Source organism: Kribbella sp. NPDC006257, assembly GCF_040613535.1.
In the GTDB taxonomy this organism is placed as follows: domain Bacteria; phylum Actinomycetota; class Actinomycetes; order Propionibacteriales; family Kribbellaceae; genus Kribbella.
Window position 1 is genome coordinate 1 of record NZ_JBEXSJ010000032.1, and the last position, 14892, is coordinate 14892.

A 14892-nucleotide genomic window follows, 5' to 3' on the forward strand; every position below is an offset into this window, starting at 1 on the left:
CCCCAGGACAAACCAGCACCGACAACCTCACGCCGCTCGGGCGACTGAGCCACCGGATCAAGACCCACGGCGGCTGGAACGTCACGCGCCTCGACGACGACACCCTCGAATGGACCACCCGCTACGGATTCACACTCCACGTCACCCACCGCGGCACCTACCTCATCCACAACAACACCGAACCTCTCATCCACAACAACACCGAACCTCTCATCCACAACAACACCCAATCCGAACAACCGCAGCAGCCCGAGTTCGAGCGAATGGACCCACTCGTCCGGACCCAACCCGGGCTGCCCGAACCCGAGCGGACGCAACCCGAGAAGGACGTTGAAGGGGCCGACCGGGTTCGCGTAGAGACCGAGCTCCAGCCGGTTGGCGCCGCCGGGCACATCGGTCGGGACGGTGACACACCGACCCAGGACGAAGCTCACCGTCCGGGACCCGGCGCGGCCGCTCCGGATGAGCAGGCCCGGCCCGAAGTCGCATCAGGCAAGCAGGTGCCGGGCGGATGACGGGCTCGGCGCGGTGGCGGAGAGGGTCCTTTCGGGCAGAGATGGTTGCCCGGACGAGTGCCTGTGTGGTGCCGGTACGCCGTACGCGGGAGCTGCACGCTCGGGAGATGGCCGCCGTGCGCCCGACGGGTTCTTCTGTGAAGGCCGAGGTCAACGACGCCCTTGCCGAAGGTAAGCGGCGGGCCACGGCCGATCGGTCGCGCGTTCCACCGGGGTTGCTGGCGTTGCAGCGGAAGGCGGGTAATGCCGCCGTCAACGCGTTGCTGGAGGCGAAGCTCAAAGCGCCCGGTGGCGACGGCACCAGTGAAATCGACGCTGCGCTGGTAGAGATCCGCCATGACGAACCGGCGATCGACACGGTGGAGAAAGGGCTGAAGGCGGCGAAGGCTGCCGGCGTACCGGTTGATCTTGAAGGGCTCAAACCGCCGGCCTCGGCGCTGGCGGTGACGACGACCGGATTCGGGCCGGGATCGGTCGCGCCGAAGAAGGCGGTGCCGCCGGCGAAACCCGTACCGGCCGTCAGTCCGTTGGGAAAGGCCGGTGCCAAGCCGGTCAAGCCGGGTGGTGGCAAAGGCGGGGCCAAGGCTACGGGCGGCGGCGGGTCCGGAGGTGCGGGCTCAGGCGGTGGTGGCGGCGGAGTTGGTGGCGGCGGAGGGGCGGCTGCGATGGCGCCGTTGTCGGGGGCGCAGTTGCTGGAGCCGCCGGCGCCGCCTACCGGCGTACGGCCGGAGCAGGATCCTGCGTTCACCGGGGTGACCGGGAATGTGAAGGGGTTCGCCAAGGCGAAGCGGGCGCATCCGCCGGCCGCGGCGAAGGCCAAGGAGGCGCAGGACGCCGCGTTGCCACCGACCGGCGACCTGGGTGCCCAGGCCAAGGCTGCCAAGGCCGACACGATGGATGCGCAGCAGGCAGGGACATTCGACAAGAAGGCGTTCATCGCCGCGGTGAAGACCGCGATCGAGGCCAAGTCGCCGAAGACACTCAAGGAGGCCGACAACTACAAGGAGTCGGGCAAGGCCGGTGAGGTCAAGGGCGAGATCAAGGGCATGGTCGGCGAGGGCAAGGAGGGCCAGGCCAAGGACATCGAGACCGCGACCAGGGCTCCGGAGGACACGTCGAAGGGTGTCCCCAAACCGGTCACGCCGCTGGAGACCGAGGATCCCGGGCGGTCCGCCGCGATTCCGGCCGCCGGGGCGGTTCCGAAGGTGGCGCCGCCGGAGCAGACCAACCTGGAGGCCGGCAAACACCAGGCCAATCAGGAGATGGCCGACGCCGAGGTGACCGACCAGCAGTTGGCGCAGTCGAACGAACCGCAGTTCCAAGGGGCCCTAGCCGACAAGCAGACTGCGGCCGCGCATGCCGATACGGCACCGGCCGCGTTCCGGGCCGAAGAGCAGAAGACCATCGAGCAGAACAAGGCCGAGGCCGGCACCGAGACCAAGGCCGGGGTCGCTGGAATGCAGGGCTCGAAGGCGGCCGCGCTGGCGAAACTCGTTGCGGACAAGGGGAAGACCAAGTCCAAGGACGAGGCGAAGCGGGCCGAGGTAACCACCAAGATCCAGGGCATCTTCACGGCGGCCGAGGCGGATGTGAAGAAGATCCTGGACGGGATCGATCCGAAGGTCGACGCCGAGTTCGAGAAGGGTGAGAAGGCGGCGCGGAGTGCCTTCGAGACGTACGTGGCGGCCAAGATGTCGGCGTACAAGGAAGACCGGTACGGCGGTTGGCTCGGCGGGCTGCGATGGGCCAAGGACAAGCTGCTCGGGATGCCGGACAAGGTGAACGAGTTCTACGAGGCCGGGCGGGAGATCTACCTCAAGCAGATGGATGGGGTGATCTCGCGGGTCGCGGACATCGTCGGGGGTGACCTGACCGCGGCGAAGGCGCGGATCGCGGCGGGGCGCAACGAGATCGCGACGTACGTGAAGAGCCTGCCGGCCGATCTGCAGAAGGTCGGGTCCGAGGCGTCGAAGGAGATCGGTGAGAAGTTCTCCGAACTCGAGAGCGACGTCGATTCCAAGCAGGACGCGCTGGTGGAGACGCTGGCGACGAAGTACAGCGAGGCGCGCAAGGGGCTGGACGAGCGGATCGAGGAGCTCCAGGCCGAGAACAAGGGCCTGGTCGACAAGGCGATCGGTGCGATCAAGGCGGTCATCGACACGATTCGCGGGCTCGTCTCGATGCTCAAGGACGTGCTGGCCAAGGCCGCCGGGGTGGTCGGGGACATCATCAAGAACCCGGTCGGCTTCCTGTCGAACCTGATCGACGGGGTGAAGGGCGGCATCCTCAAGTTCAAGGACAACATCCTCGACCATCTGCGCAAGGGGCTGATGTCGTGGCTGTTCGGCGCCCTGGCCGAGGGTGGGGTGACGCTGCCGGACAAGTTCGACGTGCGCGGCATTCTCCAGTTGCTGCTGTCGCTGTTCGGGCTGACCTGGGCGAACATCCGCAACCGGCTGGTGAAGAACATCGGCGAACCGGCGATGGCGGCGATGGAGAAGGGCGTCGAGATCTTCCAGAAGCTCCGCAGCGAAGGGATCGCGGGGCTGTGGCAGATGCTGATCGAGAAGCTCGGCGACATCAAGGAGATGATCCTCGAACAGGTGAAGGACTTCGTCATCACGAAGATCATCACCGCCGGCATCACCTGGCTGATCGGGCTGCTCAACCCGGCCGCCGCGTTCATCAAGGCCTGCAAGCTGATCTACGACGTGATCATGTTCTTCGTCACCAACGGCAGCCGGATCCTCAAGTTCGTCAACACCGTGATCGATTCGGCGGCCGACATCGTCCGCGGCAACGTCTCCGGCGTCGTCAACAAGATCAACGACGTCCTCGGCCAGATGGTCCCGATCATCATCGGCTTCCTGGCCAGCGTCATCGGCCTCGGCGGGATCGGCCAGAAGATCCGCGAAATAGTAGAAAAACTCCAAAAACCAGTCAACAAGGCCCTCGACTTCGTCATCAAAACCGGCTTGAAGCTGGCCGGCCCCGTCATCCGAGGCCTCAAGAGCCTCGGCAACAAGGCCAAGAAGAAGATCGCCGCCGGCAAGGCCTACGTGAAGGGCAAGGTCGAGAAGGGCAAGGACTGGGCCAAGGGCAAGGTCACGGCCGGTCTCGACGCCGTGCGGAACGCGATCTTCAAGGCAGTTGGCCGGCGCCGGCCGGTCGGCATGGAAGGACGGACCCACCATCTGTACGTCGAGCAACGCGGCGGCGCGTACCGGGTCATGCTCGCGAGCACGGCGGCGGAGCTGATGGCCCGGATCGACCGCGCGCTGGAGAACCCCAAAGCCAAGGGCAATCCCGGCATCACCAGCCACCTCAGCGGACTGCGCGGGAAGGTCGCGACGGCCGAGGCGGCCTTCGCGAGCGCCAAACAGGTGGGCGACTCCGCCAAACTCGAACGGGAGACCCGGCGCGACCTGGAGAACACGGTTGACGAGGTCGAGAAGGAAACCATCCGGCTTGGCGCCAAGTGGGACATCACGGAGCTGACCGGCGGTGAGTACGTGCTCGACGACAAGGTTCATCCGAAGTATCAGAAGCAGATCCGCAAGGTGTTCTACGAAGGCTTCGATCGGATGACGACCGACGCTCACCGGGAAAAGCAATACCTGCTGCAGCACAGGAATCTTCCCCCCGGGCCGATGAGCAACAACGTCGACATCTACTGGTGCCCCGGCTTCGGCCGGGATGCGCACCCCGCCGACCGCCGCTCGGACACCGGTCGCTTCGCCCTCGACCACGGTCAAGCTGTTGTGCAGCATTGGAACAAGGAGGCGGGGGGCCGGTTCATGACGCAGGACGAACGGAAGAAATTCCTCAGGGAGATCGAGAACCTGTCCGGCCTCTGCACGTCCTGCAATGGCCGGAAGAGCGGCCGCGAGAAGGTCGGGGACAAGAACCCGACCTACCTCCTCGACGTCGGCCCCAACTTCAGTGGCCCGAATGGGCTCCGATGAACGTGAGAAAGGCTTTGTCATGCATGAGCACGGGTTTGATGTTGAGGAGAAGGCTCTTCGGCCTAAGGGTGGGCGGGTTGAGGAGTTGGTTTCGGATCAGCAGGGGAAGGCGGCTGTTGAGGGGCGTACTGATGTGTTGGGTGGGGTGGGGATGTTGGGGTTGCAGCGGGCTGTGGGGAACAGTGGGGTGACGGCGATGGTGGAGGAAGAAAGGTCGCCGGTGCATGACGTGATTTCTGGTGGGGGGCGGCCGTTGGAGCCTGAGGTTCGGGGGGAGATGGAGGGGCGGTTGGGGGCCGATTTCGGGGATGTTCGGGTGCATGACGACTCGGCTGCTCATGATTCGGCCAAGGCTGTCAATGCGCACGCGTACACCGTGGGGAGCAACGTGGTGTTTCAGCGGGACAAGTACGACCCGGGGTCGGACGCTGGGAAGACGATGCTGGCGCATGAGTTGACGCATGTGGTGCAGCAGCGGAGTGGGCCGGTGGAGGGGTCGTCGGCGCCGGGTGGGATCAAGGTGAGCGATCCGTCGGACCGGTTCGAGCGGGAGGCCTCGGCCAACGCTGACAGGGTGATGGCGGCGCCCATGCCCGTGGTCGGTGTGCAGCGAGATGAGGCGCCCGCTGAGGAGGAGAAGGAGAAGGAGGAAGAGGTGCAGGGGGCGTTCGTGCAGCGTGAGGAGGAAGAGGCGCAAGAAGAGGAGAGCTGACGCCGCTGGTAGACAGCGGAGGGGTCGAGCGGGTGCACTGGAGAAGTGCATGCCCGCAGGAAGACCTTGCTGTCCGGCGTACGGAAAGACGCCGGTACTGCGGCGCGCGCGGCGGGCGGCGGTACGCCGTACGAGCGAGTGATCGCGCTGCAGCAGACAGCCGGGAACCGGGCGGTGTCGATCGCGCTGCGGGGTGGACCGGTCAATGTGAGTCTGCACGGGGAGACCAAGGGGAACTACGACGGCGGCACGAGCGTCGTGAGCAAGCCGAAGATCGTCCGGGCCAAGGGGTGTGACTGCCCGGACGAGGATCCTTGTCTGCGGGCAACCGGGACGATCGCGGTGACCTATCACGTCGATGTGGACATCCGGATGCCGTCGGTGCCGGACGGGTTGAACGAATGCCAGGAGCAGCGGGTGCGCGCGTTCCTGCGGGACGTGCTGGGGCCGCATGAGCAGGATCATGCGCGAAGGCTGCGGACGTACAACGGTACGACGCGGCGGGCGTACTCGATCACGGGCTGCGGGAAGACAGGTCTGGAAGCGGAGCTGTCGACCAAGCTCCAGGAGATGCACGACACCGAGGCAGCGGACCGCGCCAGCAAGGCCGACGACAACTCCGCCGCCATCGACCCGTTCACGCGGACCATCGACCTCGACTGCTGAGTTGCCCTCCTGGCGGCTCGGACTTCCCCTTCGGGCAATCGAGAGTGCCCTGGTCTGCGTCCGGTTGGTCGCCGGGCTCGGCAGGGGTGGCGATCAGGCTGGAGCAAATCCTGATCGAGGAGGGGAAGCATGCCGACGTACCTGTCACCAGGTGTGTATGTGGAAGAAGTCGAATCGGGCGCCCGCCCGCTCGAGGGTGTCGGTACGGCGGTGGCCGCGTTCGTCGGGCTCGCCGAGGACGGCCCCTTCAACACCGCGACGCTGATCAGCAACTGGACCGCGTTCACCGATACGTTCGGCGGCTTCGTGGCCGGTTCGTATCTGGCGCAGGCCGTCTACGGGTACTTCCTGAACGGCGGCGGCAACTGTTACGTCGTACGGATCGGTGGTGGTGCCGAGTCCACCGACAGCAAGCGTGGGCGCAAGGAACTGCCCGCCGGGCCGCAGGCGATGCTGGGCCGGTTCCGGGTGGTCGCGCTCGATCCGGCGCAGTCGCCGGGCGAGGTGAGCGTCGAGATCACCGACGCCGGCGGCGAGAACCCGTCCGACGACATGTTCAAGATCGTCGTCAAGCAGAACGGCAACCAGGCCGAGGAGTTCGACCGGCTGACCTTGTCGCGCGGCAAGACGAACGTCGCCACGGTGGTGAACGCGAACTCGAAGCTGGTCAAGATCGAGGAGATCACCGGGGCAGCGCTGGAGAAGCCCGCGCATGGTGAGGTCGCGCTCACCAGTCCGCCGCCGGCGCCCGCAGTACCCTCGCCGCGGTTGACGGCCGAGGACTATGTCGGCGACGTCTCCGACCGGACCGGGTTCGGCGGGCTCGAGGCAGTCGACGAGATCACGATGCTCTGCGTACCGGATCTGATGAGCGCGTACCAGCAGGGGTCGATCGACCTCGAGACGGTCCAGGCGGTCCAGCTGGCGATGCTCGCGCACTGCGAGTTGATGGGCGACCGGATCGCGATCCTCGACTCGCCGCCCGGGCTCAATGCCCAGCAGGTGAAGGAGTGGCTGGTCGACAAGGCCGGCTACGACTCGGCGTTCGGGGCTTTGTATTACCCCTGGATCAAGACGGCCGATCCCGGCACCGGGCACCTCGGGTTCATGCCGCCGTCCGGGCACATGGCCGGCATCTGGGGCCGCAACGACGACACCCGTGGTGTGCACAAGGCGCCCGCCAACGAGATCATCCGGGGCGCTGTGAGCCTCGAAGTACAGATCACCAAGGCGGAGCACGATCTGCTGAACCCGGTCGGCATCAACGTCCTGCGGACCTTCCCCGGGCGCGGCAATCGGGTCTGGGGCGCACGGACGTTGTCGTCCGATCCGGCCTGGCGCTACCTGAACGTGCGGCGGCTCTTCAACTATCTCGAAGAGTCCATTCTCAGCGGCACCAACTGGGTCGTGTTCGAGCCGAACGACGAGGCGCTGTGGGCCCGCGTACGGCGTACGATCTCCGCCTTCCTGGTGAACGAGTGGCGCAACGGAGCCCTGTTCGGGCAGACGCCGGACGACGCGTTCTTCGTCAAGTGCGACGCGGAGACCAACCCGTCCGAGGGGATCGACGCCGGCCAGGTGGTCTGCGAGATCGGGGTCGCGCCGGTGAAGCCGGCCGAGTTCGTCATCTTCCGGCTGTCGCAGTTCTCCGGCGGCACCAGCCTGGTCAGCGAGTGACCACCAGCTTCTCTTCAGGCTTCGCAGAAAGGTAACCAGTCATGGCTCTTCCGGACATGGACTCCGGTGTCGGTCACTCCTTCGGGCTGGAGTTCGACGGCATCCAGATCAAGAGCATCACCGAGATCAGCGGCTTGAAGATGGAACAAGACGTGATCGAACTCAAGGAAAACGGTGCCGACGGCAAGTATGTGATCAAGAAGCTGCCCGGTCGCTGGAAGGCGCCGGAGATCACGCTGACCCGCGGACTCTCCTCGGACACGAGTTTCGACAAGTGGATCAAGGATTCCCAGTTCGGCAAGATGGGCGCGGTCCGTAAGGGTGGTGCGATCATCGTGTACGACTACGAGGGCGCGCCGCTGAAGCGGTACAAGCTCACCAACGCCTGGCCGAAGAGCCTCGAGATCGGCACGATGAAGGCCGGTGACACCTCGGTGATGACCGAGAAGCTGGTCGTCACCTGCGAGCGGCTCGAGGTGGAGTGATGCGCCGCACCACGTCTGCCACGCTCGACCCCGGTACTGCGAACGCGAGCGCCGCGGTGGCGCAGGAGGTTGCCGCGGCGCCGGTCGCGGTCGACGTGCTGCGCACTGAGTTCCCGTTCGTGCTGCCGCGCGGGTACGTCGACTCGGCGGGTGTGGTGCATCGCGACGGGGTGATGCGGCTGGCGACGGCACGCGACGAACTGGTGCCGTTGCGGGACGACCGGGTGCGCGAGAACCCGGCGTACCTGACGGTGGTTCTGCTCGGTCGTGTCGTGACCCGGCTGGGGAGTCATACCGATATCCATGCCGGGGTGATCGAGGATCTGTTCGCGGCGGATCTCGCCTTTTTGCAGGACTTGTATCGCCGGGTGAATCAAGAGGGACATACCCGTGCGGGGGTGAACTGCCCGGCGTGCGGGCACGCGTTCGCGATCGACCTGGCCGGTGGTCGCCTGGGGGAATCGTGACGTACGCGGCCGAGCAGCTGTATTCCGAGGTCGCGTACGTCGCCTACCACTTCCACTGGTCCCGCGAGGAGATCCTCGACCTCGAACACCCCGAACGCCGCCGCTTCGTCGACGAGATCGCCACCCTGAACACCCGCACCCACCCCGGAAGGTAAACCATGCCCTGGCCCTTCCGTCGCTCCACTTCCGCACCGTCTTCGGTTGCTGGGGGCAACAGCATGGACGGCGGAGGTGGGTCCGCAGGTGGCGCCGAGATTGCCGGCACGACGGGCGAGTGGGACGCTGCTGGTGGTGCGTTCGGGGGTGGTGGGCTGCGGGCGGCGTGGGAGGATCTGCCGCCGTTGCAGCGGTCTACTGAGGACTTGGCGCCGGTGGTGTCCGCAGCATCGTTTCGGGAGTCGCTGTCGGCGCACCAGGATCCGCGGTTCCTGGCGCCGCTCGGGCATGCGCTGACGGTGGATGCGCCCGCCGGCGAGATCGGCAACTATGCACAGCCGGCGCCGGTCGAGCAGCGGCATGAGTTCACCCTGCCGCCGAGCGCGGCGAACTTCAGTACTACGGGAAGCGGCGGTGCGAGCTCCTCCGTCCAGCGAGCAGCCGAGCAGCCTCCTCCGGTTCAGCGAGCAGCCGAGAGCCTTCCCCCGGTCCAAAGGGTCGACGGGTCTGCACCGATCCAGAGTTCGGCTGAAGGGTTTGTGCCGGTCCAGCAGGCGGCTGAAGGATTCGCGCCGGTCCAGCGGGAGGCGGACGGGGTTGCGAGGGTCGAGCGAACGGGCGATGGGTCTACACCGGTGCAGCGGGCGGTGGAGGGGCTTGCGCCGATTCAGAGATCGGCTGAGTGGGGTGCATCGGTCCAGCGATCAGCTGAGCAGTCTGCACCGGTCCACCGAGCCGCCGAGGATGCCGTGTCGGTCAACCGAGCCGCCGTGGATTCTGCGGCAGCCAAGCAAGCCGGCGGGGATTCTGCGGTGCTCCAGCGGGCGGTGGAGGCTTCTGCGCCGGTCCAGAGATCGGCCGAGGGCTTTGCTCCGGTTCAGCGAACAGCTGGAGGCTTTGAGCCGGTTCGGGGATCGGCGGAGAGTTCTGCCGCTGTCCAGCGATCAGCTGAGGGCAGTGGGCTGGTCCCGGGATCGGGTGAGGGCTTTGCTTCGGTTCAGCGATCAGCTGAGGGTTTTGGGTCGGTCGGGGGATCGAGTGAGGGCTTTGCTTCGGTTCAGCGATCAGCTGAGGGTTTTGGGTCGGTCCGGGGATCGGGTGAGGGCCTTGTTCCGGTTCAGCGGACGGCTGGGGGTTTTGAGTCGGTCCAAGGATTGAGTGAAAGGGCTGTCCCCGTTCAGCGGGTGGCGGGGGATTTTGAGGCGGTTCGGCGGTTGAGCGGAGACGGTGGGGTGGTTCAGCGGGCGGTGGAGGGGGCATCGGCGGCGGTGCGGACGTTCTCGTTGCCGGCGGTGGGTGGGGGTACTGGGGGGCGGGCGGGAGAGCTTCCGGTGATTGAGGCTCGGTCTGCGCCTGTTGTTGACGTGCAGAGCTCTTTTGCGTCGGCGGGGTTGCCGGTGGTTTCGCGGGTGGTTGAGTCTCCGCAGGATCATCATGAGCACGCTGCGGCTCGAGATGGTGGGCAGCGCGAATCGGTGCAGCCGGTTGTGGAGCAGGTGCCGCTGGTGGGTCAGTCGGCGTTCGTGTCGGCGTTGGGCGGGCCGCAGGACGACGGTGAGACTGTGCAGCGGGCAGAGGAGGGTCACGACGGGTTGCCTGTGGTTGCCGGCGGTGCGGCGGATTCGCGGGTGGAGTTCCCCGTGCAGCGGGTGGCTGATGAGCGGGTGCCGGAGTCTTTGCAGGTTGAACTGCTGGCGAACCGGGCGGGCAAGCTCGGGCCGGTGGCGCAGCGGGCGGGCGAAGCGCAGTCCGCTCAGCGCGCGGGGGCCGGGCGGTCCGTGCAACGGGCGACCGACGGGCGGTTCGTGCAGCGGGCGACCGACGGGCGGTTCGTGCAGCGCGCGGGCGATGCGGGGTCCGTGCAGCGGGTGGCGGATCAGTCGGTGGTGCAGCGGGTTGGAGGAGGGGCGGCTGAGTTGTTGTGGCCGCCGCCGGTGCGGGGCGGGGCGGATGCTGTTGTGCCGTTGGCTAGTGCGACGCCGTTGACGGTGCCGGGGGTGCAGGGGACGACCAACGCCGTGAGTGTGCCGCCCGCTGTGCAGCGGGTTGTTTATGACCATCCGGGGCTTCGGGTGCCTAGTAGTAGCCGGACGGGGGCTGTACCAGGCAGCCAGGTCAGCGCAGGACAGGCAGTTGGACAGGCGCAGGACAGCTCTGTGACAGAAGCGCCGCAGGAGCAGGTGTTGTCTTGGTCGGCGGGGGAGAGTTTTCACGCGGGGCCGGCCGTTCAGCGGGTTGAGGCCGAGAGCGTGCAGGCTGTTTCGTTGCAGCAGATGTTCGGGGGGCAGGCGACGTCGGAGAGCGTCGTACAGAGGGATGAGGCACCGGTGGCCGCAGTACAGGCCGCGCCAGATCAAGCAGCGCCAGATCAAGCTGCGCCGGCTCAAGCGGCGCCGGCTCCAGCAACAGCGGCACCGGGTAAGGCGGTTAGTGCGGCTGAGGTGGAGGAGTTGGCCAAGCGGTTGTACGAACCGTTGACGGCGAAGTTGCGGGCCGAGTTGTGGCTGGATCGGGAGCGGGCCGGCCGGGTGACGGACCGGTGGCACTGATGGAGGGGGTGGCGGGATGACGCAGAGCTATCCGGAACCGGCGGTGAGCGTGTGCTTCGGGGTGACCATCGACGACGCGCGGCTCGGGACGTTCAACAGCTGTGAGGGGCTCGGCCTGGAGATCGTGCTGGAGCAGCGCGAGGAGGGCGGGCAGAACGGCTTCATCTGGCAGTTGCCGACCAGGATCAAGTACACCAACATCAAGCTGACCCGGCCGCTCTGCAAGGACACCACCGAGGTGATGGCCTGGCTGGCGAGCATGACGACCGGCGTGAAGCCGCAGACCGCGAGTATCACCGCGATGACGGCCGAGCGGAAAACCGTGGCCCAGTGGGGATTGCTCGGCGTGATCCCGGTGAAGTGGAGCGGTCCCGGCCTGAACCTCGACTCGCCGAAGGTGGCGCTGGAGACGCTCGAGATCGCCCATCACGGGTTCACCGCGAAGAAGGTGGCCGGATGACGAACCCGATCGCGTTGACCACGACCGCGGGTGGCGCCCAGCCCACGGATCCGGGCGGCGGTGGGCGGGCGCAGTTGGAGAAGGCGAAGCTGAAGATGTTCGACCCGTCGCCGAAGAGTGGCGGGGGCAAGGGTGCGGACCGCGGCACGATCCAGTTCCAGTTCAACCCCAAGGAAGTGACGATCCAGAAGTCGGCCAAGTGGGAGCGGAAGCCGGCCAAGAAGGCGAAGTCTGCTGGTCCACCCGAGTTCAGTGGCGCCGAGCCGTGCAAGCTCACCGTCGAAATGTTCTTCGATGCCTCCGGCAACCATGACGGCAGTGTGGTGGCGGCTGTGGAGCAACTGTTCAGCTGCTGCGTCCCGACCGAGGAGAGTCGCGGCAAGGAGAAGCCGACGCCGCCGCTGGTGGTGTTGCAGTGGGGCAAGATCGCGAGCTTCCCGGCGTTCGTGACTTCCGTCAGTGCTAAGTACACGCTGTTCAGCCCCGATGGAGTGCCGATCCGCGCGCTCTGCAGCGTCGCGATGGAGGAGATGCCGAACGAGCCGTGGCGGCAGAACCCGACGTCTGGTGGGCAGTCGGTGCGCAGGTCGCACCGGATGATCGACGGCGACACGCTCGCATCGGTGGCCTACGCGGAGTACGGGGATCCGGCCATGTGGCGGGCGATCGCGAAGTACAACAGCGTCGACGATCCGATGCGGTTGCCGATCGGGACCGTGATGGTGCTGCCGGCGCCCGAGGAGCTGGTCTGAATGTCGATCACGAACACCTGCCTGATCGAGATCAACGGCCAGGCCTTGCCTGCGGACGTGGTGAATCTGCTCAGCACGGTGTACGTCGACGACAGCCAACGCCTGCCGGATCTCTTTGAAATAAGGTTCCGTGACGGCGATCACCTGGTGTTGCAGAAGACCGGGGCCAAGATCGGCTCGCCGGTCAGGGTCTCGGTGATGACGAGCACCAGCCAGACCGCCGTACTGCTGATGGCAGGCGAGATCACCGCGCTGGAAGCAGAGTTCGATACCGGCGGATCGTTCACCGTGATCAGAGGCTACGACCCGGCCCACAGACTTTTCAGAGGCCGTACGACGAACAGCTACCACCAGATGACCGCGTCGGACATCGCCCAGAAGGTCTCGCAACGGGCCGGCTTCACCAACGGCACGATCAAGCCGACGACCACCGTGTTCGAGCACATCTCGCAGGCCGGGATGAGCGACTGGGAACTGCTCGACGGACTGGCGTCGGATGCCGGCTACGAAGTCTCCGTCCGCGACGGCAAGTTCAACTTCGGCCCACCGGCCACCGCATCGGGTGCCCCGAGCAACGAACAGAGCCCGCTGGTGCTTCAGCTCGGCACCGACCTGCTCAGGTTCCGCGCGGTGCTGACCTCGGCCGGGCAGGTGAAGGAGGTCGAGGTGCGCGGCTGGGATCTGTCGACCAAGAAGGCGCTCACCACGCGCAGGCCGGCGAAGACCACCACGGCCGAACTCCCCCAGGCGAATCCGGCCGACTTCGCGCACGCTTTCGGCGATCCGGTGTACGTCGCGACCGACGTACCGCATCGCACTCAAGCTGAAGTCGATCAAGCTGCCGCCGCCATCGCCGAAGGCATCGCGGGGGCCTTCGCGGAGTTCAACGGTGTTGCCCAAGGCAACCCAACTCTCAAGGCAGGCGTGGCCATCACGGTCGAGAACCTGGGTGCGCCGTTTGACAGCAAGTACACCGTCACCACGACGCGGCATCGCATCGACCCGACCACCGGCTACACCACCTCCTTCGCGGTCACTGGTGCCCACGACCGGAGTCTCCTGGGACTCACAGGCTCAACCGGTCAGCGAGCACCAACCGGCATCGTCATCGGTCAGGTCAGCGACAACAACGACCCGGAGAAGCTCGGCCGCGTGAAGCTGACACTGCCCTGGCTCTCCGACGACTACGTGAGCGCTTGGGCGAGGACGGTGCAAGCCGGCGCAGGGAAGGACCGCGGCACCCTGATCGTGCCGGAGGTCGGCGACGAAGTACTGGTCATGTTCGAGCAGGGTGATCTCAGAAGACCTTATGTATTAGGGGGTCTGTACAACGGTGTCGATCTCCCGGACAGCAAGGGGATCGACCCGATCGACTCCGGCTCCGGTGCGGTGAACCGGCGCTCGATCGTGTCCCGCAAGGGTCATCGGATCGACCTGCTCGACCAGGACGGCCAGCACGAAGGCGTCACGCTGGCAAGTGGCGACGGGAAGCTCAGCGTCACCCTGGATGCGACCAGTACGACGATCACCGTGCATGCCGACGGGACCGTCAAGATCGAGGGCAGCCAGGGCATCACGATCGACTCGTCGAGCGCCAAGCTCGAACTCAAAGGTGGCGAGGTCTCGGTCACCGCCACCGGCAACCTGCAGCTCAAGGGCGCGAACACCACCCTCGAGGGCAGCGCGCAGACCGAGGTCAAGGGCGGCGCGCTGTGCTCGGTCTCCGCCGCGATGGTCAAGATCAACTAGGGGGCAAAGATGCCAGCAGCAGCCAGGGTCGGCGATCCGACCGGCCATCCCGGCGTGATCGGGCCGCCCGGCGTACCGACCGTGCTGATCGCGGGGATGCCGGCCGCGACGGTGGGGACGCCGCACATCTGCTCGTTCCCGCCGCCCGCGGTGCATCCGCCGAGCGCGATCGTCCCGCCTGGTTGCCCGACCGTGCTGATCGGCGGGATGCCGGCCGCGCGGATGGGTGACCTGGCCGCTTGTGGTGCGCCGATCGTGATGGGCGCGCCGACCGTCATGATCGGAGGGTGAGATGAGTACCGACTTCATCGGCGCCGGCTGGGCCTTCCCGGTCGGCACGGATGCCACCGGCGGGATCGCCTTGGTGACCAGGGAACGTGAGATCGAGCAGGCGATCCGCCTCATCCTCGGGACGGCGAAGGGCGAGCGCCCGATGCGGCCCGAGTTCGGCTGCCGGATCCACGACCACGTCTTCGGCCCGGCGAACGCGGCGACGGCAGGGCAGATCGCGTACGACGTCCGCGAGGCGCTCGAGCAGTGGGAGCCGCGGATCTCGGTCGAGGACGTGAACGTGCTGTACGACGAGATCGAGTCCGGCCGGGTCCATGTCGACGTCGGCTACCTGATCCTCGGGACGAACGACCCGCGCAACCTGGTCTTCCCCTTCTACACGATCCCGGACGAAGAGATCGCCGGTACGACGGTGGCTGGTTACCGGCCGGCCGAGCTGGGGGTCTGA

13 protein-coding genes and 1 pseudogene are annotated in these 14892 nt (G+C 66.6%); all 14 read left to right on the forward strand.

The window, feature by feature from the left end; genetic code table 11:
• A pseudogene (locus ABZ004_RS30515) lies at positions 1-515 on the forward strand (hypothetical protein); the annotation flags it as partial.
• 107 nt (positions 516-622) lie between these two features.
• Positions 623-4480: a hypothetical protein gene (locus ABZ004_RS30520; protein WP_355684536.1), complete on the forward strand. Its 3858-nt coding sequence runs from the start codon at positions 623-625 to the stop codon at positions 4478-4480.
• A gap of 196 nt (positions 4481-4676) precedes the next feature.
• Positions 4677-5192 (forward strand): DUF4157 domain-containing protein, encoded by a 516-nt coding sequence (locus tag ABZ004_RS30525; RefSeq protein ID WP_355684614.1) that lies wholly within the window; start codon positions 4677-4679, stop codon positions 5190-5192.
• Positions 5193-5237: 45 nt separating this feature from the next.
• Positions 5238-5858 carry a hypothetical protein gene (locus ABZ004_RS30530; protein WP_355684537.1) on the forward strand — a complete coding sequence of 207 codons (621 nt, stop codon included), beginning with the start codon at positions 5238-5240 and terminating at the stop codon, positions 5856-5858.
• Between the two features lie 129 nt (positions 5859-5987).
• On the forward strand, positions 5988-7535 hold the full coding sequence (locus ABZ004_RS30535; protein WP_355684538.1) for a phage tail sheath C-terminal domain-containing protein: 1548 nt from the start codon (positions 5988-5990) through the stop codon (positions 7533-7535).
• Between the two features lie 41 nt (positions 7536-7576).
• Positions 7577-8020 (forward strand): phage tail protein, encoded by a 444-nt coding sequence (locus ABZ004_RS30540; protein WP_112246009.1) that lies wholly within the window; start codon positions 7577-7579, stop codon positions 8018-8020.
• Complete coding sequence (locus ABZ004_RS30545) at positions 8020-8487, forward strand: hypothetical protein (RefSeq protein ID WP_355684539.1); 468 nt, start codon at positions 8020-8022, stop codon at positions 8485-8487. Before ABZ004_RS30540 ends, ABZ004_RS30545 begins: the two co-directional genes overlap by 1 nt.
• Positions 8484-8642, forward strand: coding sequence for a DUF6760 family protein (locus tag ABZ004_RS30550; protein WP_355684540.1), 159 nt, complete (start codon positions 8484-8486; stop codon positions 8640-8642). The genes ABZ004_RS30545 and ABZ004_RS30550 overlap by 4 nt, the downstream gene beginning before the upstream one ends.
• A 1410-nt stretch (positions 8643-10052) precedes the next feature.
• On the forward strand, positions 10053-11192 hold the full coding sequence (locus ABZ004_RS30555) for a hypothetical protein (RefSeq protein ID WP_355684541.1): 1140 nt from the start codon (positions 10053-10055) through the stop codon (positions 11190-11192).
• A 16-nt stretch (positions 11193-11208) separates the two neighbouring features.
• Positions 11209-11652: a phage tail protein gene (locus ABZ004_RS30560; protein ID WP_355684542.1), complete on the forward strand. Its 444-nt coding sequence runs from the start codon at positions 11209-11211 to the stop codon at positions 11650-11652.
• Complete coding sequence (locus ABZ004_RS30565) at positions 11649-12404, forward strand: peptidase M23 (RefSeq protein WP_355684543.1); 756 nt, start codon at positions 11649-11651, stop codon at positions 12402-12404. The genes ABZ004_RS30560 and ABZ004_RS30565 overlap by 4 nt, the downstream gene beginning before the upstream one ends.
• Positions 12405-14153 (forward strand): VgrG-related protein, encoded by a 1749-nt coding sequence (locus ABZ004_RS30570; protein ID WP_355684544.1) that lies wholly within the window; start codon positions 12405-12407, stop codon positions 14151-14153. It begins immediately after the preceding gene.
• Between the two features lie 9 nt (positions 14154-14162).
• Positions 14163-14444 carry a PAAR domain-containing protein gene (locus tag ABZ004_RS30575; protein ID WP_355684545.1) on the forward strand — a complete coding sequence of 94 codons (282 nt, stop codon included), beginning with the start codon at positions 14163-14165 and terminating at the stop codon, positions 14442-14444.
• Position 14445: 1 nt separating this feature from the next.
• The gene (locus ABZ004_RS30580; RefSeq protein ID WP_355684546.1) at positions 14446-14892 is read left to right on the forward strand and encodes a GPW/gp25 family protein; all 447 of its coding nucleotides are present in this window, start codon (positions 14446-14448) and stop codon (positions 14890-14892) included.

Bases quoted from the DNA above. Each gene is read 5' to 3' on its own strand.
- ABZ004_RS30520 (WP_355684536.1), top strand. From the start codon at position 623: ATGGCCGCCGTGCGCCCGACGGGTTCTTCTGTGAAGGCCGAGGTCAAC.
- ABZ004_RS30525 (WP_355684614.1), top strand. From the start codon at position 4,677: ATGGTGGAGGAAGAAAGGTCGCCGGTGCATGACGTGATTTCTGGTGGG.
- ABZ004_RS30535 (WP_355684538.1), top strand. From the start codon at position 5,988: ATGCCGACGTACCTGTCACCAGGTGTGTATGTGGAAGAAGTCGAATCG.
- ABZ004_RS30540 (WP_112246009.1), top strand. From the start codon at position 7,577: ATGGCTCTTCCGGACATGGACTCCGGTGTCGGTCACTCCTTCGGGCTG.
- ABZ004_RS30545 (WP_355684539.1), top strand. From the start codon at position 8,020: ATGCGCCGCACCACGTCTGCCACGCTCGACCCCGGTACTGCGAACGCG.
- ABZ004_RS30560 (WP_355684542.1), top strand. From the start codon at position 11,209: ATGACGCAGAGCTATCCGGAACCGGCGGTGAGCGTGTGCTTCGGGGTG.
- ABZ004_RS30565 (WP_355684543.1), top strand. From the start codon at position 11,649: ATGACGAACCCGATCGCGTTGACCACGACCGCGGGTGGCGCCCAGCCC.
- ABZ004_RS30570 (WP_355684544.1), top strand. From the start codon at position 12,405: ATGTCGATCACGAACACCTGCCTGATCGAGATCAACGGCCAGGCCTTG.
- ABZ004_RS30575 (WP_355684545.1), top strand. From the start codon at position 14,163: ATGCCAGCAGCAGCCAGGGTCGGCGATCCGACCGGCCATCCCGGCGTG.
- ABZ004_RS30580 (WP_355684546.1), top strand. From the start codon at position 14,446: ATGAGTACCGACTTCATCGGCGCCGGCTGGGCCTTCCCGGTCGGCACG.